At 40.1% G+C, this 22,118-nt stretch carries 18 protein-coding genes and 1 pseudogene; 2 read left to right on the top strand and 17 right to left on the bottom strand.

All coding sequences use genetic code 11. The annotated features are described in order from the left end of the window. Positions 1-58: 58 nt before the first annotated feature. The 7 genes from htpG to ACHCNF_RS00200 all read right to left on the bottom strand — a co-directional run bounded on the left by htpG (position 59) and on the right by ACHCNF_RS00200 (position 10,630). The gene (htpG, locus tag ACHCNF_RS00230; RefSeq protein ID WP_408070793.1) at positions 59-2,188 is read right to left on the bottom strand and encodes a molecular chaperone HtpG; all 2,130 of its coding nucleotides are present in this window, start codon (positions 2,186-2,188) and stop codon (positions 59-61) included. Between the two features lie 185 nt (positions 2,189-2,373). Continuing rightward, entirely contained in the window at positions 2,374-4,281 is a 1,908-nt protein-coding gene (locus ACHCNF_RS00225; protein WP_408070792.1) for a glycoside hydrolase family 31 protein, read from the bottom strand. 29 nt (positions 4,282-4,310) lie between these two features. Continuing rightward, positions 4,311-5,348, bottom strand: coding sequence for a glycoside hydrolase family protein (locus ACHCNF_RS00220; RefSeq protein ID WP_408070791.1), 1,038 nt, complete (start codon positions 5,346-5,348; stop codon positions 4,311-4,313). Positions 5,349-5,374: 26 nt separating this feature from the next. Further along, positions 5,375-6,469, bottom strand: a complete 1,095-nt coding sequence (locus tag ACHCNF_RS00215) for a peptidylprolyl isomerase (protein WP_408070790.1) — start codon at positions 6,467-6,469, stop codon at positions 5,375-5,377. A gap of 30 nt (positions 6,470-6,499) precedes the next feature. Beyond that, the gene (locus ACHCNF_RS00210) at positions 6,500-7,903 is read right to left on the bottom strand and encodes an NAD(P)/FAD-dependent oxidoreductase (RefSeq protein ID WP_408070789.1); all 1,404 of its coding nucleotides are present in this window, start codon (positions 7,901-7,903) and stop codon (positions 6,500-6,502) included. Between the two features lie 206 nt (positions 7,904-8,109). Continuing rightward, the gene (locus tag ACHCNF_RS00205; protein WP_408070788.1) at positions 8,110-8,553 is read right to left on the bottom strand and encodes an SCP2 sterol-binding domain-containing protein; all 444 of its coding nucleotides are present in this window, start codon (positions 8,551-8,553) and stop codon (positions 8,110-8,112) included. Between the two features lie 82 nt (positions 8,554-8,635). Beyond that, positions 8,636-10,630, bottom strand: a complete 1,995-nt coding sequence (locus ACHCNF_RS00200; RefSeq protein WP_408070787.1) for a 2-isopropylmalate synthase — start codon at positions 10,628-10,630, stop codon at positions 8,636-8,638. 350 nt (positions 10,631-10,980) lie between these two features. Between ACHCNF_RS00200 and rbr the strand changes: the two genes are divergently transcribed. Both rbr and ACHCNF_RS00190 read left to right on the top strand, forming a co-directional pair. Further along, entirely contained in the window at positions 10,981-11,544 is a 564-nt protein-coding gene (rbr, locus tag ACHCNF_RS00195; RefSeq protein ID WP_408070786.1) for a rubrerythrin, read from the top strand. 55 nt (positions 11,545-11,599) lie between these two features. Then, positions 11,600-11,974 (top strand): desulfoferrodoxin family protein, encoded by a 375-nt coding sequence (locus ACHCNF_RS00190; RefSeq protein WP_408070785.1) that lies wholly within the window; start codon positions 11,600-11,602, stop codon positions 11,972-11,974. Positions 11,975-12,059: 85 nt separating this feature from the next. On the opposite strand, the gene ACHCNF_RS00185 is transcribed toward ACHCNF_RS00190, so the two are convergent. The 10 genes and pseudogenes from ACHCNF_RS00185 to ACHCNF_RS00140 all read right to left on the bottom strand — a co-directional run bounded on the left by ACHCNF_RS00185 (position 12,060) and on the right by ACHCNF_RS00140 (position 22,103). Further along, a complete protein-coding gene (locus tag ACHCNF_RS00185; protein WP_408070784.1) occupies positions 12,060-13,712 on the bottom strand; it encodes a DUF4153 domain-containing protein in 1,653 nt (550 codons plus the stop codon). A 27-nt stretch (positions 13,713-13,739) separates the two neighbouring features. Continuing rightward, positions 13,740-13,955: a helix-turn-helix domain-containing protein gene (locus tag ACHCNF_RS00180; RefSeq protein WP_408070783.1), complete on the bottom strand. Its 216-nt coding sequence runs from the start codon at positions 13,953-13,955 to the stop codon at positions 13,740-13,742. A gap of 77 nt (positions 13,956-14,032) precedes the next feature. Beyond that, the gene (locus ACHCNF_RS00175) at positions 14,033-14,509 is read right to left on the bottom strand and encodes a DUF2975 domain-containing protein (protein WP_408070782.1); all 477 of its coding nucleotides are present in this window, start codon (positions 14,507-14,509) and stop codon (positions 14,033-14,035) included. A 288-nt stretch (positions 14,510-14,797) separates the two neighbouring features. Beyond that, positions 14,798-15,445: a YkgJ family cysteine cluster protein gene (locus tag ACHCNF_RS00170; RefSeq protein ID WP_408070781.1), complete on the bottom strand. Its 648-nt coding sequence runs from the start codon at positions 15,443-15,445 to the stop codon at positions 14,798-14,800. A gap of 22 nt (positions 15,446-15,467) precedes the next feature. Then, on the bottom strand, positions 15,468-16,241 hold the full coding sequence (locus ACHCNF_RS00165) for a hypothetical protein (RefSeq protein WP_408070780.1): 774 nt from the start codon (positions 16,239-16,241) through the stop codon (positions 15,468-15,470). A gap of 64 nt (positions 16,242-16,305) precedes the next feature. Next, a complete protein-coding gene (locus ACHCNF_RS00160) occupies positions 16,306-16,932 on the bottom strand; it encodes a low molecular weight protein-tyrosine-phosphatase (RefSeq protein ID WP_408070779.1) in 627 nt (208 codons plus the stop codon). A 250-nt stretch (positions 16,933-17,182) separates the two neighbouring features. Then, positions 17,183-17,413: pseudogene (locus tag ACHCNF_RS00155) on the bottom strand (tyrosine-type recombinase/integrase); the annotation flags it as partial. A 732-nt stretch (positions 17,414-18,145) separates the two neighbouring features. Further along, entirely contained in the window at positions 18,146-19,624 is a 1,479-nt protein-coding gene (locus ACHCNF_RS00150) for an Ig-like domain-containing protein (protein WP_408070778.1), read from the bottom strand. A gap of 371 nt (positions 19,625-19,995) precedes the next feature. Further along, positions 19,996-20,199, bottom strand: a complete 204-nt coding sequence (locus tag ACHCNF_RS00145) for an Ig-like domain-containing protein (protein WP_408070777.1) — start codon at positions 20,197-20,199, stop codon at positions 19,996-19,998. Positions 20,200-20,378: 179 nt separating this feature from the next. Next, positions 20,379-22,103 (bottom strand): methyl-accepting chemotaxis protein, encoded by a 1,725-nt coding sequence (locus ACHCNF_RS00140; protein ID WP_408070776.1) that lies wholly within the window; start codon positions 22,101-22,103, stop codon positions 20,379-20,381. Positions 22,104-22,118 lie beyond the last annotated feature (15 nt).

The following is a 22,118-nucleotide window of genomic DNA, read 5'->3' as shown; positions in this document are numbered from 1 at the left end:
GTGAATAGCGGTATAAAAAAAGAAACCGCAAAAATACACGGTTCCTTTTTAATACAAATTATTTTGCAAGAAGCATCATTATCTCATTACTTCTCTGAATAAACTTTGTCATGGAGTCAGCATCAAGAGGTGCATTCTGAATACGTGCAAGGTCATAAAGCTGCTCGCAGATAGTGCTTACGTTGTCACTATCCTGATTATCCATTACGTACTTAACAAGAGGATGGTTGGCATTAAGTATCAGCGTCTGTCCTCCCATTCCAAGGTCGCCCATCATCATTCCGTTAGCAGCATACATCTTCATCATATCCTGCATACGGCGTGTCTCCTCGGATACAGTAAGCATGGAAGAAATCTTCTTATCCTTAAGCTTCTCAACCTTAACAACAAGCTGCTCGTTCTTAAGTGCCTTCTTCATCTTCTCGCCGATGTTCTTTTCAATCTCTTCAAATTCCTTCTCAGCTTTCTTTGAAGTCTTGCTTCTGAAGGTATCTGTCAGGTCAGCATCGATTCTCTGGAATCTGATATCCTGATTTTTAGACTCAAGCTGCTGAATGAAAGGTACATCTATGTTGTGATTTAAGATAAATGCATCCATCTTCTGAGCCTTGAACATATTGATGTACTGACTCTGCTGCTGTTCATCTGTTACATAATAGATGGTACGGGGTTCTTTTTCCTTATCATCAGCTTTTGTTTCTGCTGTGTTGTCAGCAGAATCTGTCTTAACAGTGTTTCCGTCAGCATCAACAACCTCTGCCTCTACCTTATTACCATTTTCATCCTTGGCTTCTTCTGCTGCAGCAGCTTCTTCAGCTTCCTTGTTAATCTGAAGTGCCTCGGGAAGTGTCAGATATTTACCTTCAAGGTTCTTAAAGAGAATATAGTCGTTCATCTTCTCGCAGAACTTGTCATCTTTAAGGCAGCCATACTTGATGAAGGGTGATATATCTTCCCAGTACTTATCGTAGTTTTCTTTATCTGTCTTGCAGAGACCTGCAAGCTTCTCAGCTACCTTCTTGGAAATGTAGTCTGATATCTTCTTTACAAAGCCGTCATTCTGAAGTGCACTTCTTGATACGTTAAGGGGAAGATCAGGACAGTCAATCACACCCTTAAGGAGCATGAGATATTCAGGAATAACCTCCTTAATATTATCAGCAATAAACACCTGATTGTTGTAAAGCTTTATAACACCCTCTGCAGATTCAAACTCCATGTTGATCTTAGGAAAGTAAAGGATACCCTTTAAGTTGAAAGGATAATCCATGTTGAGATGAATCCAGAACAGAGGCTCCTTGTAATCGCGGAATACCTTTCTGTAAAATTCCTTGTACTCCTCGTCTGTACAATCCTTGGGTGTTTTGCCCCAAAGAGGATGTGTATCGTTAAGGAGCTGAGGTCTTCTCTTGATTTTGAGCTTCTTCTCCTCTTCTTTTTTCTCCTCTTTGTTCTCTGAATCTGACTTAGCCTCTTCCTTCTTCTCAGGCTCAATCACTTCTATAACTATATCATCATCTCTCTTCTCAGATTCCTTGATGGTCTCAGTACCCTCTTCATTCTCTCTTGAAAGATAAATCTCATAAGGCATGAATGAGCAGTACTTCTCGATAACCTCTCTAGCCTTATACTCATTGCAGAACTCCAGACAGTCATCTGAGAGGTGAAGTGTGATAGTAGTACCAACTTCCTTCTTCTCTCCATCCTTCATCTCAAAATCGGAGCCGCCATCACATGTCCAGTGAACTGAAGCCGCATCTGATTTATAAGAAAGTGTATCAATTTCAACATAATCAGATACCATAAATGTTGAGTAAAAGCCAAGGCCGAAGTGTCCGATAATCTGGTCAGCATTTGCTTTATCCTTATACTTATTAAGGAAGTCCGTAGCACCTGAGAAAGCCACCTGATTGATGTATTCTTCAACCTCCTCAGCGGTCATACCGATACCATTATCAATAATCTTGATAGTCTTATCCTTATCGTTTAGAACTACGTCCACACGGGGTTTAAATCCATCAGGAAGTGTGTACTCCCCCATCATGTCCATCTTCTTGATCTTAGTTATAGCATCGCAGGCATTTGATATTACCTCACGATAGAATATGTCATGGTCGGAATACAGCCATTTCTTGATGATAGGGAACATATTCTCGCTGTTAATTGAAAGATTACCTTTTTTCTCCATTGTAGTGCCTCCATTACCATCGCGGATGCCCATGATATCAGCTCATCCACGTAATTATTTAAATAAGCGGGTTACTGTTCTACTGAATATAGAATACCCACAAATATGAGTTTAAAACTGTAAGAGACAAAAGTCAATAAAAAATTAGCACTCATTCAAAATGAGTGCTAACAAAAATAATATTGTTAATATTTTATATATGTAAGATCAGTTTCATCTATGTCCCCTGTCCTGTTGGCAGGCTTTGCAAGTGGAAGCGATTTTCCTTTTCGGATGAACACAAGGAGTTCATTGAGTTCTGCCCTGACAAAGTGAATACCCTTCTGCATTACTTCCTCGTCATAATCCTCGAAGCTCCTGAATCTCACCATTTTCATATCCTCCGGGAGATATACATATCTGCCTGTAGCATTCTGTTTATAGATGGGAGCCAGCATTATGTTGTCCCCCATAAACAACTGATCCTCAGTCTCATAGCACATCTCGTCGTCAGGATATTCAAAGCACAGAGGCTTAAATAGCATCTCGTCATTTTCTGCAGCTTTTACAAACTCCAAATAAAGATAAGGAATAAGTGCATATCTTAATCTCAGAAGATTCCTGAAGCCTTCTTTATCCGTAAATCTGTAATATTCCTGATTTCTGGTGTCCCTTAGTGAATGATTTCTGAAAAGCGGTGTAAAAATCGCAAACTCAGTCCATCTCATAAGCAGATCTTCAGTAGTATCTCCCCAGAATCCGCCAACATCAGCACCGCAATACAAAAATCCGCACATATTAAGCGCCGGCATCTGCTGAATATTCATAAGAAGATGACTCCACCAGGTCTGATTATCTCCTGTCCACACTCCTGCATATCTGTGCATACCTATATATGATGCTCTCGAGAACATCAGTATCTTTTTATCCGGTGAGTTTCTCTCAAAAGACTCCCCGGCTGCTCTTGTCATATTAAAGCCATAGAGATTGTGAACCTTATCATGTCTGTAACGTTTTCCCTTATATTCATGATAAAAGCGCTTGAAGTCCTCAGGATTATTCTGCAGTCCCTCAACAATCCCCTGGAATCTGAAGAAGGAAGTAATATCAAGATTCTTACCCTCATACTTTTTTATCTCTTCAAAAACATCCCGAAGATTATCTTCCGTATAGAATATGGCGGGCTCGTTCATATCATTCCAAAAACCGTCGATTCCCATATCAAGCAGAACCTTATATTTGTCTCCAAACCATTTTCTGGTTTTTTCATTCAGAAAATCAGGAAAATGCACTCTGCCAGGCCATACCGCCGCCACAAGGTTCTCACCGTTTTCCTTCTTTACAAAGTACCCTTCCTTTACGCCCTCTTCGTAAACATCATAGCCTTCCTCAATCTTAACACCGGCGTCGATGATAGGCACAAGATGTATTCCTTTATCCTTCATCTCTTTTACAAATCCCTTAAAATCAGGGAAGGTCTCGCTGTTGACTGTGAAATCCTTGTATCTCTCCATGTAATCAATATCAAGATATACAGCATCCAGCGGCATATCAAGGGCTTCGTAGTTGTTCACAACGTCTCTTACATCCTGAGCACTCTTGTAGCCCCATCTGCTCTGGCCAAAGCCAAATGCCCACTTTGGAGGAATATAACTTTTACCGATGATTCCTCTAAACTGCTTAACTATATCAAGGATGCTGTCACCATCTATCACATATATATTAGAGTCAAAATCCTCGAATACTATGCTGAAAACGTTAATATCCGTGTCGCCGATATCAAAGCACACTTTTCCGGGAGTATCTACATACATTCCAAAGCACTGTTCTTTTCCATAGTAGACAAAAAAATTCTGGGCAGCATAGAGAGAATTCTTATCCTCTGTGTGAGAATTATCATCCTTACAATTGCTGATATATTTAAAGCCTCTCTTGTTGATACCACGTACAGTCTCTCCAAGTCCGAATACCTTATCCCATTTCGACATTGGTAGTGTCAGAGCCTTTTCCTTATCCAATGTCTGAAAATAAGGGACGATACCCGATTCAGGAGAAATTACTTTTACTACTGAATCAGTTTCAATAGGATTACCGATAACATATCTTCTTATCATAGACAACAATCCTCTCTTATCAAATATATTCAGAATCTATAGTGATTTTTGATCGTGCATTTCTTGACAGATGTTTTCTTATGATCATAAAAAGTGCCTTTTATCCTGGTTTTCTTCATGGTAACCTTTTTCCCTGAATAATTACCCACATCACCTGTAATCTTGCAGTTTGTCAGAGTAACATTTTTAGCCACCACCTTATTATTGGTCTGATAATAAGGATTAAGAATATTGAGCGCAAAATAAAGTCCGTTTTTCTGATGCTTTTTCTTAGCCTTTATTGTGGTATTTTTTATTTGTATATTTTTGCAGACAGATTTGGATGGTACATTACCATTATTGGTGTTGGGCTCTATCAAAATACCGCAAGCCGGAGATGCACCGCTCGCTCCGCTTATATTACATTTATCAACAGTTACCTTATCCGCATCAACTATTGCTATATTGTTTCTTCTATTATTTTTTACGGTGCAGTTTTGAATAAAAACATTGCTGCAGCCGCCATAGGAGCCGTCACTTGAAGCCGATCCCAGATATATGCCATCACCCCAGTTCTCAGCGATTGTCATATCGTGAATCTCAACATTGCTGCAGTCCGTCACGCCTATTCCATGTCCGTCTGCACCTTCAGTTCCTTTATGCTTTGTTTTATCACCGGTGATACTGCCACCATAGATTTTGAAATTGTCACCTTTTACATGAATGGCACAAAACTCGCCTATGGCTGTCGGAAGGACATTTAAGACTGTGGATTTTTGAAGTTTAAAGGTTATATTGGGGTGATCAACATAAACCCCAATACCTGTTCCGCTAAAATTCAATATATCGATATCATATTGACCGGGGCCAAATTCAACTATTCCGCCACCGGCTTTGCCTGCCGCATCGACAGCGGCTTTAATGGCCTCTCTGTCACTTTTTCCATCATTTGCAACAGCTCCGTTATCCTCAGGTCTGTACACGTTTTCAGCCTGTGATGTTATGCCAAGAGGCGCAACAAAAGAAAGAACAGGCACCGCAAGTGCAGTAGCCATAGCAATTGAAAGTGACTTTTTCCCAATTTCCATAAGAAATACCTCTCTTCTTATTCCATTTATGACTCTGAGCCAAAATGATTTCTGTAAACATCAAAGAAGTCAATTGTAGAAGGCTCAATTTCCTTTGTCACGTGTATTTTCTTATACAACTCTTCGTTTAACACCTTAGAAAGCTTGGCAGCAAACTCGTCATACTGCTCTCCGAAAACCTCACGCTTTTTTTCTTCCACAATCCTGACCTTGTTGGCCTCTGTCTCTTCCCTGTTAAAAGTGCTGATACATTTAAGTATAACATATGTATCATCCGATTCAATTATGCTGCTGACCTCTCCATTATCCAGGTTGAAAGCGGCCGTCTCTATCTCGGGAGCCACATCACCTTTACCCACGGATACGGTTCCTTCATCCGCTTCATTGTATCTCTCCATAAGCACACTGAACTCTGTTCCCTCACTGATTTCTCTCAGAATCTGTTGTGCCTTGTTCTGCACTTCCTGCCTTTTTGTGCCCTCAAGAGCTACTCTGTTCCCCATTGAATCAAGCTCCCAGGCATTGAGTACTATCTGCTCAACAGTTATTGTACGGGCTTCGTCATCACTTATTTCAGGATTGATGTCCCTTATTATGTAATCATAGAGCTTAGCAGCAGTTGCATATTCCTTGTACATCTCACAGAGTGTTTCTTCGTCTATACCGTACATGACCTGCTTCTGTGCGTTGGTAAGAGAATCAAAATATTCCCTGGCAGCGGAATCAGCTTCATCAATCTCGGATTCACCAAGCTCAATCCCCTTTTCCTGAGCAAGAAGGTTCATAGCCTTAACCTGAGCTATTGTAGAAAGACATTTGTCCTTGATATAGCTCTCCATGCTGTCATCACCAATGCTGACTTCCCATATATCGCTTCCAAATCCGGACTCATATGCATTTTGAGAATTGACAAGATAGACCATGAACTCAGCCTCTGAGCATGACCTGTCCTCTATCCTGAAAAGCTCATTTTCGGTAAACCCTGTTGTGAGTACCACCTTGGTGTGGTCAAGATTCCCACAGCCTGTCGTGGCGGAAATCATCGTTATAGCAAGCATAAGCGCGACCATAGGCCGCGCTTTTTTCAGTATTCTTTTTCCGGTAAATAATCCTGTCACCATATTAAAAATAATAACCTCAAAAATGTTTTATTACATTCCGGCAAGAATGCTTCTGGCTACTTTAAGTCCATTAGCGCTTGCCTGCTGAAGACCTCTTGTAATACCTGCTCCGTCACCTATAGCACGAAGATGGCGTATACTTGTCTCAAAATCCTTATCTACTATTACTTTGTTGGAGTAGAACTTAACCTCAACGCCGTAAAGCAATGTTTCCTCAGAAGCAATTCCTGGTGTAACCTTGTCGAGCGCCTGAATCATCTCGTCAAGATCAACCATGATCCTGTGAGGAAAAACAAGTGAAAGATCTCCGGGAACCGCATCCTTAAGTGTAGGAATAAGGTTGTTTCTTGCGAGTCTCTCATCCGTTGTCCTGCGTCCTCTTCTGAAATCACCATAGGTCTGAACAAGAATCTTGCCATCACACAGCATATTTGCAAGCTCTGCTATTTTCCTGCCGTATTCTATAGGTGTCTTGAAGGGTTTTGTAAAGTTCTTGGATACAAGAAGGGCAAAGTTAGTATTGTTTGTCTTAAAATCCTTGCTCTTATAGGCATGTCCATTAACTACAGCAAGGCCTCCTTCGTAGTACTCAGTAGCCACTTCGCCTGAAGGGTTGGTACAGAAGGTACGAACCTTATCATCAAATGTAGGTGTGTGGAAAATAAGCTTAGCCTCATACAGATTCTCATTGAGGAACTGCATAACCTCATCTCTTACCTCAACGCGCACACCAACGTCAACAGTTCCGGGCTTAGTTTCAATGCCTATCTTATCACACTGAGAGTGGAACCAGTCTGCTCCCTCACGTCCAACTGCAGATACAATTTCACGGGCTTTTATAACACTTCCATCATGAATCTTTACGCCTTTACATTCGCCGTCCTTAACAATGATCTCTTCAACCATTGTGTTAAACATAAGCTCGACGCCTTTTTCCTCAAGATGCTCCTGAAGCTTTTTATAAATCTTATAACCTTCCTCAGTTCCAAGATGTCTTATAGGACATTCTACAAGCTTCAGATTTGCGTTGATAGCTTTTCTTCTGATCTCTCTGATCTCTTCTGCCTTATCCACACCATATACATTAGTGTCAGCACCAAATTTCAGATATATATCATCAGATTCCCTGATAAGAGCTGTTGCCTCATCGTAACCGAGAATATCCGGAAGTGTTCCTCCAACATCCGGAGAAAGTGAAAGCTTTCCGTCTGAGAAAGCGCCGGCACCGGCAAAACCTGTTGTTATTGAGCAGGGCTTGCATCCCATGCATCTTCCTGTTTTTCTCTTAGGGCATTCTCTCTTTTCTATGGATCTGCCTTTTTCAATAATCATTACTTTGAGATCCGGTCTCTTCTCTGCAAGCTCATATGCGCAGAAAATACCTCCGGGACCTGCACCGATAATTAATACGTCTACTTCTTTATCTTTTGCCATAATAAACCTCTTAACTTATTGTTTTCCCTTTGAATCAGGCGTTAAATATGTTCTCCCACCATAATACCGCCATTTTGTAAAAAAAGTATGACTTCTTGAACGCAAAGATGAAAAACATTCAAGAATCTATAAGGGATAAAATGGCTGCCACAATAGAAATTGCAGCAGCCATTGTCCGTTTGATCATCAAGTTTTTTTATAAGCTGTTATTTCTTAGTAGCTTTCTTAGCCGGAGCCTTCTTGGCTGCAGTCTTCTTTGCTGCGGGCTTTTTAGCTGCTGTTGCCTTCTTGGCGGGTGCCTTCTTAGCAGGAGCTTCCTTAGTCTCAGCCTTTACACTGATTCCATTTAAAATCTCAGCTTTTCTGAGGTCGCCCTCTGCGCTTATTTTTCCTGAAAGATTAGCATTTACAAAATCAGTCTTTCCTTCAAGAATATCCATAAGGTCAGCTGCTGATGTGTAAACAAGAATATCACGGTCGAAATACTCGTAGGGCTCTACGTTTAATTTTCCATCTTCGATTTCTACATAGAAAGCGCCTTCGCCCTCGCCGGTTATATTGAACTGGTAAGCTGCATGTTCCTTAACATTACTGACATCAGCATCCTTAAGTGCTTCCTTTACCTTTGCTACTACTTCTTCGTAAGTCATTTTTTCCTCCACTTCATAAAAAATATTAATCCCAAAAAACATGTATATTATATCACAAAAGCGTGCTAATTAAAGCCCCAAATCATCTGCTGTTGCTTCGATACTGAACAGGTGTCATACCGTACTTTTTCTTAAACAGCCTGTTAAAATGCTCAACATTCTGATAGCCTGCAGCCTCAGCCACTCTCTCAACTTTCATGTTACCGTTCTTTAGTAAAATGCTGGCTTTTTTCAAACGGATTTTTTTCACGTTTTCCCCAAAGGTCATGCCTGATTTTTCCTTGATATATTTGGAAAGATACGGCTTTGAGAGATAGAACTCCTTAGAGAGGTCATCAAGCGTTACTGACAGATAGTTCTCCTGAATATAATTAAGTATTGCGCTTATTCTCTCGTCCTTGGCATCCGTGCTCGCCTTAACTTCCTCAAGCTGATTTACAGCTATGGTAAGAGCATTGATTGAGGATTTGATGATATCCTCGTCAATTCCAACGCCCCAGAACTTCTTACCGGCGCAGGTTATACCTACATAGGTAACAGCCTTAGAAGATGATCCGCGGCTGAGAGCATGCTCCTCATAAACTGAGAGCTCATAGCTCACATTAAAATAAAGCTTGAAGGCATTACTTACAGCATCAAGTCGTCCGTTTCCGTTTGCTTCTATAACATGCTCTTTTCCCGCATGAGCTATTGTTACCTCAGCAAGGATTCCGTTAACCTGCTTGAAATGGCAGTCCACAACTCTGAATACAGAATCATTGTGCACATATTTATCCTCAAATATCTGATAAATTCTGCCGGGAGCAAGCTCAGCATGCTCTCTGTCCGATACATCCTTTATTGTGTAACTGATATCGGTCTGCATTTCTCTCGGAACCATCATTCCATAGTTTGTCTTCAGGATGTAGCTTACGCCACCCTTTCCGGACTGAGAATTGATTCTGATAACGTCTCCGTCGTACTCTCTTCCAAGATCCTTGGGATCAATTGGAAGATACGGTACTGACCATATGCCGTTGTCTTTTCCTGCTTCGTGCCAAGTAAATCCCTTGCTGATAGCATCCTGATGTGATCCTGAAAATGCAGTAAATACAAGCTGTCCTGCATATGGCTGACGCTCAAAAATACGCATTCTTGTCAGTCTCTCATAAGTCTCTCCAATCTCATTTATGTTACCAAAATCAAGCCCGGGATTTACGCCGTGGGAATACATATTGAGAGCAAGAGTCACAATATCAACATTTCCGGTTCTCTCACCGTTTCCAAAAAGGGTACCCTCAATTCTGTCCGCACCCGCAAGGCATCCAAGCTCCGCATCGCTTATTCCTGAGCCTCTGTCATTGTGTGGATGGAGTGAAAGTGTAACAGCATCACGATACTTAAGGTTCTTATGAATATACTCCACCTGAGTTGCAAACACATGAGGCATTGCAATTTCTACAGTTGTGGGGATGTTGATAATAGCTTTATTTTTCTTGGTGGGCTTCCAAACATCAAGAACTGCGTTGCAGACTTCAACCGCATAATCAACCTCTGTTCCCGGGAAGCTCTCCGGCGAATACTCAAATAAGAAATTACCGCTGGTCTCCTTTGCAAGCTTATCCAAAAGCTTTGCTCCGTCTATGGCAATCTGCTTTATATCCTCTTTATTCTTTTTAAATACCTGCTCGCGCTGAGCAACTGATGTGGAATTGTACAGATGAATAATAGCCTTTGGTGCGCCCTTTACTGCTTCAAAGGTTCTCTTGATTATGTGTTCTCTGGCCTGTGTCAGAACCTGAACCGTCACATCATCCGGAATCATGTTTCTCTCAATCAGAGTTCTTGCAAACTCAAACTCCGTCTCTGAAGCAGCGGGGAATCCGATTTCTATCTCCTTAAAACCAAGTTTTACAAGCATTGTGAAAAACTCCAGTTTTTCTTCAAGGCTCATGGGCTCGATCAGCGCCTGGTTTCCGTCTCGAAGATCAACACTACACCATATTGGCGGTTTATCAAGATAATCTTTTTTCACCCAATCATATGTGGCCTTAGGTGGCATAAAATACTGTCTCTGATACTTCTCGTAGTTCTTCATAATGCTCCTCCTGGTATATAATTTCAATTGTATAAAAAACATCAACGAATATTGATGATTTTTATTTTATCACTTAAACATATTTTTAGTAGTGATGAATTTAATCAGTTTTCTTGATTTATTTTAATATTGCATCAAAATTTCACTATGACCCGCCATATGTATATTCATCACTTAATAACGAAATACCGACATAAATTTTTATAAAAATCTAATTATTTTTATTCTCCTTATATGCTAGAATAAAATGCAAAGGATAGCTTAACTCTTGTATTTTTCTCTTTGATATACAGGACTAAAAGCTACGAAGTACAGACATATTTTTTCATCACGGGAAGGAGACATTTACAATGGCTGATAACAAGTGGAGATGCAGGGCTGCTGACCTAAAGGGTACACAGACCGAGAAAAATCTGCAGGAAGCATTTTCCGGCGAGTCACAGGCAAGAAACAAGTACACATTCTTTGCATCGAAGGCGAAAAAAGATGGTTTTGTTCAGATTTCGAATATCTTTGCAGAGACCGCTGCCAACGAAAAAGAGCATGCCGAGATCTGGTATAAGATTCTAACAGGTATTGGAAGCACCATCGAGAATCTGAAAGAAGCAGCTGAGGGCGAAGCTTATGAATGGAAAGAAATGTATCCATCATTTGCAAAAACTGCAAGGGAAGAAGGTTTCGACGAAATTGCAGAGCTCTTTGAAGGTGTTGCTGCAATTGAAAAGGAGCACGAGGAGCGCTACAAAAAGCTTCTTAAAAATATTGAAGATAAAATAGTTTTTTCAAGGGATGGCGATTGTATCTGGCAATGCGGAAACTGCGGTCACATAGTAATAGGACCACAAGCTCCCGAGGTGTGCCCTGTATGCAATCATCCACAGGCATATTTCCAATTAAAGGCCGAAAATTACTGATCATTTTTTAATCCGTATATACGCGGACAACACAGATAGACGAAGGAGGTCTCTTATGAACATTTTCAAATGTGAAAAATGCGGTAGTATGGTAATCAAGATCAATGATGCTGCATGCACACCTGTATGCTGCGGCGAGCCCATGACTTCTCTGGCTCCCGGAACTTCTGACGGCGCCTTTGAAAAGCATGTACCTGTTGTTGAGGTCGACGGAAACAAGGTTACTGTCAAGATCGGTGAAGTTGAACATCCCATGATGGATAATCACTACATCCAGTACGTATGGCTTGTTACAGATAAGGGCTTTATGCAGAAAAATCTCAAGCCTTCCGAGAAACCTGTTGCTGAATTTGTTCTTGCTGAAGGTGAAAAAGCGATTGCTGCTTACGAGTTCTGCAATCTTCACGGACTTTGGAAGAAGGATATCTGATAACAGAAAACTTTTTTAAGTAAAATAAACAGGGGCTGCTTGCCGGAAACAAAAACTTTTGTTAACCTGCAGCGCCCCTGTTATTTTATTTATCCGATACCGAATCGACGAGACTCTGTGCTCTGTATCTTGAGAAATTGAATCTTCTTATCTTCTGAATCAATGTTCTTGGTTCTGTATTTCTCCAGTCATACATATTATTTCCAAATTCTTTTAGCAGCGCTTTGTTGCCTGCAAACGCCGGAGCTGCATCCATGGAAATGTCATTTATAAAATAGCTTTTCATTGAATAGTCATCGTCTTTTTCAATAGCACTTTCCAAATACTGCAGATCATATTTTGCTATATGATAATCGGGGTTTGCAAAAACAAATGCTATATACATGACAGTAACTGTTATCATGCAAAGGTTGAAAACAGGAAGCTTTTCGTATACCAGGCTTACCAGAAGATACGACAGCCAAAGTGCAAGCACTCCAAGAAACCAAAGCACAAATACTCTCATAAAAGTCAGGTGATATGCCCCTATATACATTAACATTCTGAATGCACTGGAGATGATCATGATATAGGTGCAAAAGCCTACTACCATGAGAAGCACTTTAAGTACAACATTTTCCTTAAAAAGTCTCTGACACAAAGTTACCAAAACCAGGTTCATTATACTCACCGCAAGAAGCTGATAAAAGCCCTCATGCGCATATTCAGCATAAGTATAATTTTCCGGAAGCGTCATTTTTCCCATAAACAGACCAAATATCTGAATGATACTAAAGAACAGATATACAATGCTGAGCATGCTTGTAAAAGTGATGGCAATAACAGGATTAAAAGATGTCTTTTTACCTGTATCTACTTCTATTCCTCTCTTGCAGAGATTCTTTATCACTGTGTAGAAAAGCCATACAGACAACAGCATCATCCATGCTATAGCAAAAATATCCCAAAGATAGTCAAATTCAAATATGAAATCAAAGGTCTTTTCCAAAGTATTGGAGAAGACAGCATCAGCCGATGAAAGCAGCGCAATTACTGCGAAAAGGAGCGGCATACTGATACATAGTCCTGTCACAACAGCCACTATATTGGCCTTTTTATTGCTGTTATCTGCCTTCCCGTGTGTCTTGATCCATGCTGCAAAATCATTAACTGGTTCAGCTATTTTTGCAACAGGCATAAGCATGGTGATCATAATTGCGATAATCCATCCTATAAGATCAAAGCCTTTGGTGTCAGCGTACATATGTATCAAAAAGCTGAACATTAAAAGGTTTATTGCAAATCCATCGAGCCATAGCAATTCCGGATTTGCCGTTGTACATTTTGATACAGAAAGAAGCATTAACGATATTATGTAAAATAAATTCAGCCCTGCTTTCCCATTTTTGTCTGTGAAAATAGAAAGCCCATCCCGTTTCCTGGCCCATGCAATAAGAAGCAGAGTTCCCAATATATAAATAGGATAAGTTATTCCATCTGTATTTTCATATAAACAGAATGTATGAAGAATCGCATAAATCAAGGTGATAAGACCATATTTGCCAAAAGCCTGCGCATCTGCTTTATTCACATTTTTTACCTGCTTTGCAAGCACTTGTCCGGAGCTGTAAGCTCCCATACCGCTCCTGCCCTGATCATATCCATTAAAAGCTGTATCTGTATAGTTGACCTCATACCTGTCTTCTGCCAGGTTAGAGTCATTATAGTTTTCCTGAAAAGTGTTACTATTATTTTCCATACTTCATTCCCTCCATTTTGAAAATTATCATTCGTCTTCATCCGGAACATATTCCAGAATATCTCCGGGCTGACAGTCAAGTTCCCTGCATATTGCCTCAAGTGTCTGGAAGCGTATTGCTTTTGCCTTGTTATTTTTTAATATAGATAAATTAGCAAGTGTAATGTCGACCTTACCGGCAAGCTCAGTCAAACCTATTTTTCTCTTAGCCATCATCACGTCCAAATTTACAATGATTGCCATCTCATCCTCCACAAAAATCTCAGAGTATCATTATTCATCAGCCAAATAAGAGGCCGTTTATTTTTTATACATGCATATTAGATAGTTAGATCATTTTCTTCTTTATATCTGATTGCTTTATCAAAGACCTTCGCCAACACCTTACTGAGCACTCCCGCAAATATAAACACGCCCGCCGTTACAATCGCTGCAGTGGTGAAATATACAAAGCACCTGATAATCTTGACGAGCGCAATTGCAAATGCATAATTTCCCATACGATATAAGCTTGTTACATTAGCCTGAACAAAGCAGTCATCAGCAATCACGGTCTTCATCATCTTCCTGAGCTCATACAAAATCAACAGTGCAAAAGCACCTGCAATCATAATGGTAACCACTGCAAAGAGGAAGTGATCCTTTATCTGTAAATACTCGGATGATCCTCCGAGCACATTCGTTGTGATATCTACAGCCCGTCTAAGACCTATCGGAACCGTCACTTCAATAAAAAGGCCGACGATCAGGCTAAAATCCAGAAATCTCTTAAACCACACGTTTAATTTGTCATTCATTCTCCATGTCTCTCCTATGCCATTATCTCTTGATGCACCATATGCAAAATCGTATCTCGCCTTGCAACTTGGCTATACAAAACTTGCAATTCAGCTGCAATTCAGCTGCAATTCAAAAATATGTTAGCTGTAAATTTGTTATAGCATGAGTATTTTTGAATGTCAATAATTTTTTATTGTTTTTCGATAAATATTTTCTGAATTGCAACAATAGAAAAGAACCCAATCAATTTCTGATCAGGTTCTAAAAACTCTAAAAGTTTTTCTTTTGTATAAGACTAAAGCATATTACAAAATGTTCTTCAATCTATTATCAAATTGTTCATAGAAGTCAGTTTCCATGTCATATGGATTAACATAAAATGTCTGCAAAATTTTCATATTGGCTGTTTTCAACTCTTCTTCCGAAAGTTCTCCCGCCTTGTCTGTTATGCCTTTAAGGAAATAGTGCCATTTGTCTATATATGACTCATACTTCCCTAATTCCGGAGTATCCAGCCACTTCTTTATCTTCAGCTTGGTCTGTCTCTGTTTTTTACACTCATGTACTTGCAAAAAGTATTTGTGCGTATTGTTTTCAAATATTCTACCAAGAGGAAAAAGCCTGCAAATACCGGGTCTGAAAGCATGAATGCTGCATCTTCCCTCATCATTTAACAGTGTACATGAATCAGAAGTTTCCTTCATTTTCAAACACGGAAGTATAACGCCATCTGCGACTCTTAGTTCAAGATTTTCAGCAAGAAGCATCTCAAAGCTTTTATGCAGTCCTTTTTCCAATCTGTATACATCATACGGATCAAGTGTTATGGAGTCCCCCATCCCGCAACAGCAGGCATGGCAGCCACTACAGTCATCTACCCCAAGCTTTGCCATGTCATTTATATCATATAGTTTTCCATCGGAAATCTCTTTTAAATCCACATCTCTAATCATAAAAATTCCTTACTCATTTTTCCTATTCATGCATAATAACAGGAAGTGTCGGTCCTTGAGAAATCTCTGTAAGTGCCTTGCATTTCTCCACTTCTGAAAAAACTGTCTTTTCATCCGAAGGGTTTATTCTATATACAGGAGTTCCATCACCGGCCATAAAAGCTTTAACATATTCCTGAATGTTGTTTATCTTATAAGGGAATCTCATTCCTCCCATGGAGAGCATAGGAAATGAATGAATATCGGAGCCTGATGACATCAAAAAGTTGTGCTCCTTCGCAAACCTGTATCCAAGTGCATTTTGGTAATCAGGATTCCCCGCGTTAAAAACTTCAGCCCCATCACAAACTGAAGGCATCAAATGAATAGCTGACAGATATCCACGCTCTCTGTAAGGATGAGCCTGAACCATAATTCCATTTACAGAATGTACAAGATCATATACTTCTCTTCGGGACTTTTTTTCTATATCTTCATTTTCCAAAAGCCACTTTTTATCAACTCCGTATAACAGATATTCATCTCCCTGAAAATTGTATTCAATTCCAAACATGACGGTAAAGTCATAATCTTCTGCCTCTTTTAATGCATGCTCATATCCGCTGCAGTACATCTCAACCCTGTCCTTCCAGGGAAGATTTTTCGGGACACAACTATTACCTGTAAAAAAATGGTCCGTTACAATGATTCCGCTGTACCCCAGTCCCATCATGTATTCAATGTAATCTTCCGCAGGAGTAGGCGAGCAGGCACTAGCTTCTGTCGTATGTAAATGTGTTTCGTATAAATAGCCCATTTCTATATTTTCCTCCCGTTGAATTGAATTTGCTACTGCATTGTGAAGGATGATCATTCAGATCCTATCCCCTTGGAAAATCGTCATGAATCAGTCCCGCATCATATGCATTTCCATAAGTATCAATGCTCCCCTCTGATTCTGCAGCATTTCTAAAATCATCCTCTAAGTCCTCTGCATCTCTTAGCTGTGCCGCATATTCAGGATTCATCAGAATTGCTCTAAAAAGTCCATGGCATCCATCTGAGCAATCACGCCAGGTGTCGTCAAAATTCCCGGTATACCAGGGATCTGCTACATCGCCACTCCTATCAGCAAATTCCAGCATCTTATGAACTTTTCCATCCGGATCATTATTGAACAAGCGCTTCAGATCACGAATATTAGCACTATCCATCCCAATAATATAGTCAAATCTGTCATAGTCACTGCGTGAAGTAAGCCTGGCTCTCTTCTCAGACACTCCCAGTTCATTATCCGGTGTGCCGATTCCATGTTCCCTCAGTTTTGCCTTGGCGGGCGGGTACACAGGACTCCCCTGTCCATTCCATATCTCATCTGTATGCGTTGCAGAAGACTCAATATGAAATCCGCTCTCCAACCTTTGTTTTCTGACAATATCTTTCATTATAAACTCTGCCATTGTAGAACGGCAAATGTTGCCGTGGCAGACGAATAGTATCTTAATCATTCCCTAAAACCTCATATTTCCTAGCATTTATGCTATTTTCGAATTTTTATAAGTCGGCATATCATTGCATATTTTAGCGTTATTTCGCAACCAGCGGGGTCAAAATCGGGGTCAAAAATTTTGAGTTTGACCCTGCTATTTTTAATAGGGTCAAAAACAGGGTTAAAACTTTGTGGCTTGACCCTTTTAGTTTGATAATAACGTTTGCCGTTTCCCTATGGCAGAATGAATGAAAAATTTAACCCTCAAATCATATCGCCTTTGAGTTTCTAAGCGACTTCATCTCCTTCTGGGCATCTTCAAATCCGACGTGAGTATAAGTATTTAACGTTACACTTATATCGGAATGCCCCATAAGATATTGAAGGGTTTTGGGATTCATACCAGACTTTGCCATCTTGGAACAATATGTATGCCTGCAGATATGCGGAGACACAAAAGGAATCTGTACCTTGTAGATGCGATTGTACTTATTGCGGATAATATATACTTACAGATTTTAAAAATAATTTCGCTTTACCTTCAGGATTCAACCTCTTGTAGATTTCTAATACGTCTTGCTGTTTTGAATTGTCCATATTAGTGCCTCATGATAATGGTCACAAAATTTCAATTTTTTGTCTATACATCAAAAATCCTAACAATATATTAGCATATACTGCTAGGATTCTAGCCTATCAAAACATGATTTTATTGGAATTTATTCTTAATGTGTCAGTACTTCATACCCTTAATAGAAACAGGATCCATTTATCTTGCCCCTTCCACAATATGTCACTAAGCCAAAACAGCATAAAAGTCCTCCTGCCATTACTGCGAAATAATGACAGGAAGACTTATCTTACTTCTTATTCTTTACTCTCTTAACTGTTGCATCCTTTGGAAGTTCGGACTTTTTTCTTACCTAAAGCTTAAAATAAATAAGCTAATTATCAATATTTCTAAATCGGCTACACTTGTTCTTGAATCTATCGTCCGCACAGTGTAGCCGATTCACTGTTTTCTTACTTCAGCTATACCGCTTCAAGCTTCTATATTTATATAATAAAAAACCAGGTTCTCGCAAACCGAGGACCTGGTCTAACATAACTAAATTGACTACGTTCTAAGTATAAGCAATAATTATCCGACACGCCTTTTTACTGATTATGTATATTTCGCTTCACACTCAATCGGCAATTTGGAATTCGATTAACTGTCACTGTACACTTCTTTACTTAACCGTTACTGTACATTTCTTTGCAAGACCGTTCTTAGAATAAACATATACTTCACAGGTTCCTGCGGCTACACCTGTGACATTGCCGTTTTTATCTACAGTTGCAATCTTCTCATTTGTAGTCTTGTAACGAAGCTTTGCACAATGGGCATCATCAAGCGCTATCTTCTTTCCTGATTCCATTTTGACGGATGCCTTTACTTTTGCAGACTTACCTACTTCAATTGTGAGTGCGGTTGTTGTCAACTTAACAGCCTTGGGATTCTTGTACTTCTTATTATTCTTTCCGGCAAAGTGGGCAGATACCGTGTTTCCTATCTTCTTCCCGGATGCGTCGTAGGCTGTTACATAGATCTTGAGATTCTTGGAGAAGTCTATCTTCTTTCCATTAATCTTCTTGAATGTAGCAGAAGTTGATTTTGTAGTCTTTACAGGCTTACTTGCAAATTCCTTGCCACAGTATGCAGCATATACTGCGTATTTTGAAGCATCTTCTCCCTTATCCCATGATACCTTTATCTTGCCGTTTTTCTGAGAAATCTTTAAACCTGAGTAGAAGCCTGTACTTGCATCTATCTTAATCTTGTTCTTCTCATCATCGGTCATGACATTAGTAGCCAGTTCTTCATCTAGTCCCTCTACTTCAGCTTTGGGTGTATTTTCCTTCTGGTCTACTACAGGTTCGATAGTGCCACTGTTTCCAGTATTTTTATTATCGTCATCGTTCATGACATTTGTCGCCAGGTCTTCATCAAGCCCCTCAACCTCAGCTTTTGGAGTATTATCCTTTTGGTCTACCACAGGTTCAAATGTATTTGTTCCAGATTCGAAGATGACAGATGCCAGATTGAGCTTTAAAGCGGGGCGGACCACAAACTCTTGATTGACAGATGAACCAAAATCGCGGACATACCCGTACCCGCCGTCCACAGACGCCGCATCATTAAGATTGTAGCCGGGCGAGCGGAGCCACCAGTTGTCGCTGAACTTTCGGACATTCTCAGGCACTTTACGCGCCTCAGTTATGTTCAGCAGATACAGCTTTGCTACAGTAACACTAACATCCGTCAAATCAGGATCTACTATGGCATCTTTTACACCCGCAAAAGAATCACCTTCTGCGGTGAGTGCATCAAGCTTGCTCTTCACGGTCGATCCGCTGTAATCTCTGCTATATGGGTCAGTTGAATCAAACGCCGACTTTCCAAAGCTCGTGTCCGCTGCCAGCAGCGTTACCGTACCTGCATTCACCGCTGTAGAATTGTCTGCGATGATATACCATGGCTTCTCGTTGAACTTCACCTGCAACGCCGTCAGGTCTTCACCGCTTTTATTTTTATTAGCATCTGTAGTTACCAGATAGTCATTATACGCTCCGGCCGCATACGCCGTCAGGCTCATGCCAGGCATCAAGCCAAGTATCAGCGCTATACTGAGCAAAGTGCCTAACCACTGTTTCATTTTCTGTTTCATCTGTCATTACCTCTTTATATTCATCTTCTTCCAATTGGCTGCCGGGAGAATGGGGCATCCCCCACTCCCAACGCTTTGAAAGCTTTCGCGTCCAAAGTCTCCGACAGCATGTGTTTTTCCCGCGGAGGCTTCCGCAGTAAAGAAAACGTTTTCTTTTACTGGATATGATAATACACAAATAGATTTATTTTGTCAATACGCTGTTAATATATGATTCAATAACAATTAATTTCTTTATAGAAAAAGTGCCTCCCCTTAGCTTCGTATCCGGAATTCCAGACTATAGCTAAAGGGAGGCCCTCGCAATTATTTAGTTCTCAATTACACTAATTGGTCAGTTGCCATTACAAACTTATCCTAAATCAGACATATCAGTTGACCGTCACTGCAACCTTCTTAGCAAAGCCGTTCTTTGCATATACATATACTGTGCAGGTTCCGGTTCCAACTGCTGTGACATTGCCCTTGCTGTCTACTTTCGCTACATTTTGATTGTTTGATCTGTAGCGGAGTTTTGCTACATGGTCATCAGGAAGAGCCTTCTTTTTGCCATTCTCCATCTTAACTGATTTCACAATAATAAAATCACTTGCCTAATTCAATTTTCCATGGTGATATGACCATCGTTCAATTTTATAGTTATAAACTCCGGATACTTTTTTTCTAAAGGCGTACGATCATCCTCAAAGGCAGTCTGCAGCTACATAAAGTGCAGACCACCATTATAAATGACAAAATATAGCTCTGATATTATTTATATCTTTGTGAAGATAGCTGTTTCGTCATCAAGCTCACTTACAATTCGCTGATTCTCATCCATTCTCTTTGTAATATTGTCCATATCACTTACCAAAGTCTGAGTACTTTCAGCTGCTGAGGAAACTCCCTTTACACCTTCATCGATAGCATTTGTTATGCTTCCTATTGACTCTGCAATTTCGTCGAAGGTTTCCTTGAAGCCATCTGTCTTTTCTGTAAAGTCAGCCATTACAGATTCAATATAGTTAGCATTATCTCTATATTTTTCGCCATCCTCTACAAACTTGGAAAAATCTGGAAGAATGGAATTCTGCATATATGCAACAAGGTCATTTGCACTGTCCGAAAGATTATGAACAGCACTTAATACAACAGAGTTTATTTTCTGGATATTTCCTGCTGTCTGGCGGCTATTTTCTGCAAGACTACCTATTTCTCCGGCTACAACTGCAAAGCCCTTTCCTGCTTCTCCTGCCCTCGCAGCTTCTATAGAGGCATTAAGAGAAAGAAGGTTAGTCTGACTTGCAATACTCATAATCTCATCCGTCAGAGAATTAACCTGGTCTACACTCTGGCTATCGGCAATGGCCTGATTCAGAGCTAACAGGATTTCATTAACCTTAGCATTGGTCTCATCCATATTCGCTTTGGCATTATGCTCCATCTCGTCCGCATGCTCTTTCATCGTCTTTGAATATTCACTGATCTTGCGGCTCTTTTCTGCCATTTCATCGACCTCTGCCCTGACAGCCTCTGTATTACTGTTGATCGTCGAAGCGTTATTGGCAACTTCTTGCATTGTCGCAGAGAGTTCTTCTGTTAAAGCAGAAAGATCTGAAGCACTGCTATTTGAAGTCTGTACACTTCCAAGAACATCACTGACCACTTTATCCATTGATTCTGAATTACTGGTAATAGTAGTAAATATATTCTGAAGAAGTTCTATAAAGGAATTGATTCCCTGCGTTAATGTTCCTATCTCATCGTGAGAGCTTATAGATACTCGCTTTGTAAGATCTCCTTCACGATTGTTTATTCCGTCTATAATTTCTCTAAGCTCTGCTTCAGCCTTTATTACAGGTCTGATAACATGTTTGGCTACCATGTATATAGCTATTGCAAGTGCTATCACACTAATTATCAGGACTGCTAATCCTGATACAATAGCCATATTAAATCCCATTGTCAAAAGATGTCTTTCGCTGGAAGCATAATCTTTATATGAAGTAATGATCGTGTCAATATCATCATTTAACTTCTTTGAACTGTCTGCAACCAGTCCATTGGCAGTGCTATAAGCATCTTTTGTTTTCTGATTTGCGCTCTGCGCAAGAAGAATCATTACCGACTCTTTAAAGCTTTGGTAATCTGTTATCATATTCTGATAAGCATCAGCTGTATTTGTATCTATATACTTCTGATAACTCTTAATGTACTCATCAAGAGCCTTCTCCTGATCATCAATCTGAGCTACAACACCAGTCATAGTCTCAAAGTCCGTTGCAACTATGTGCGAAAGAGCAAGGGTGTGGATATTCTTGGTAGTCTGCCCTATAGTATCTAACTCCGTTATTGCTCCAAGATAATTATCTGCGATCACAGAAGCCATATCATTAACTTTTCTAAGGTTATTGATAGCAAGAACGTTTGACATTACCGAGATCACAAAAAGGAGTAGAACCGGAACCAATATTTTTACTCTTATACTCGTTTTTTTCATTGCTTCAACCTCCTG

Source organism: Butyrivibrio sp. NATIVEDY162 (assembly GCF_045999815.1).
In the GTDB taxonomy this organism is placed as follows: Bacteria; Bacillota; Clostridia; order Lachnospirales; family Lachnospiraceae; genus Butyrivibrio.
The sequence above is the reverse complement of the archived record's forward strand: the minus strand, read 5'-3'. Positions and strand labels throughout refer to the sequence as shown.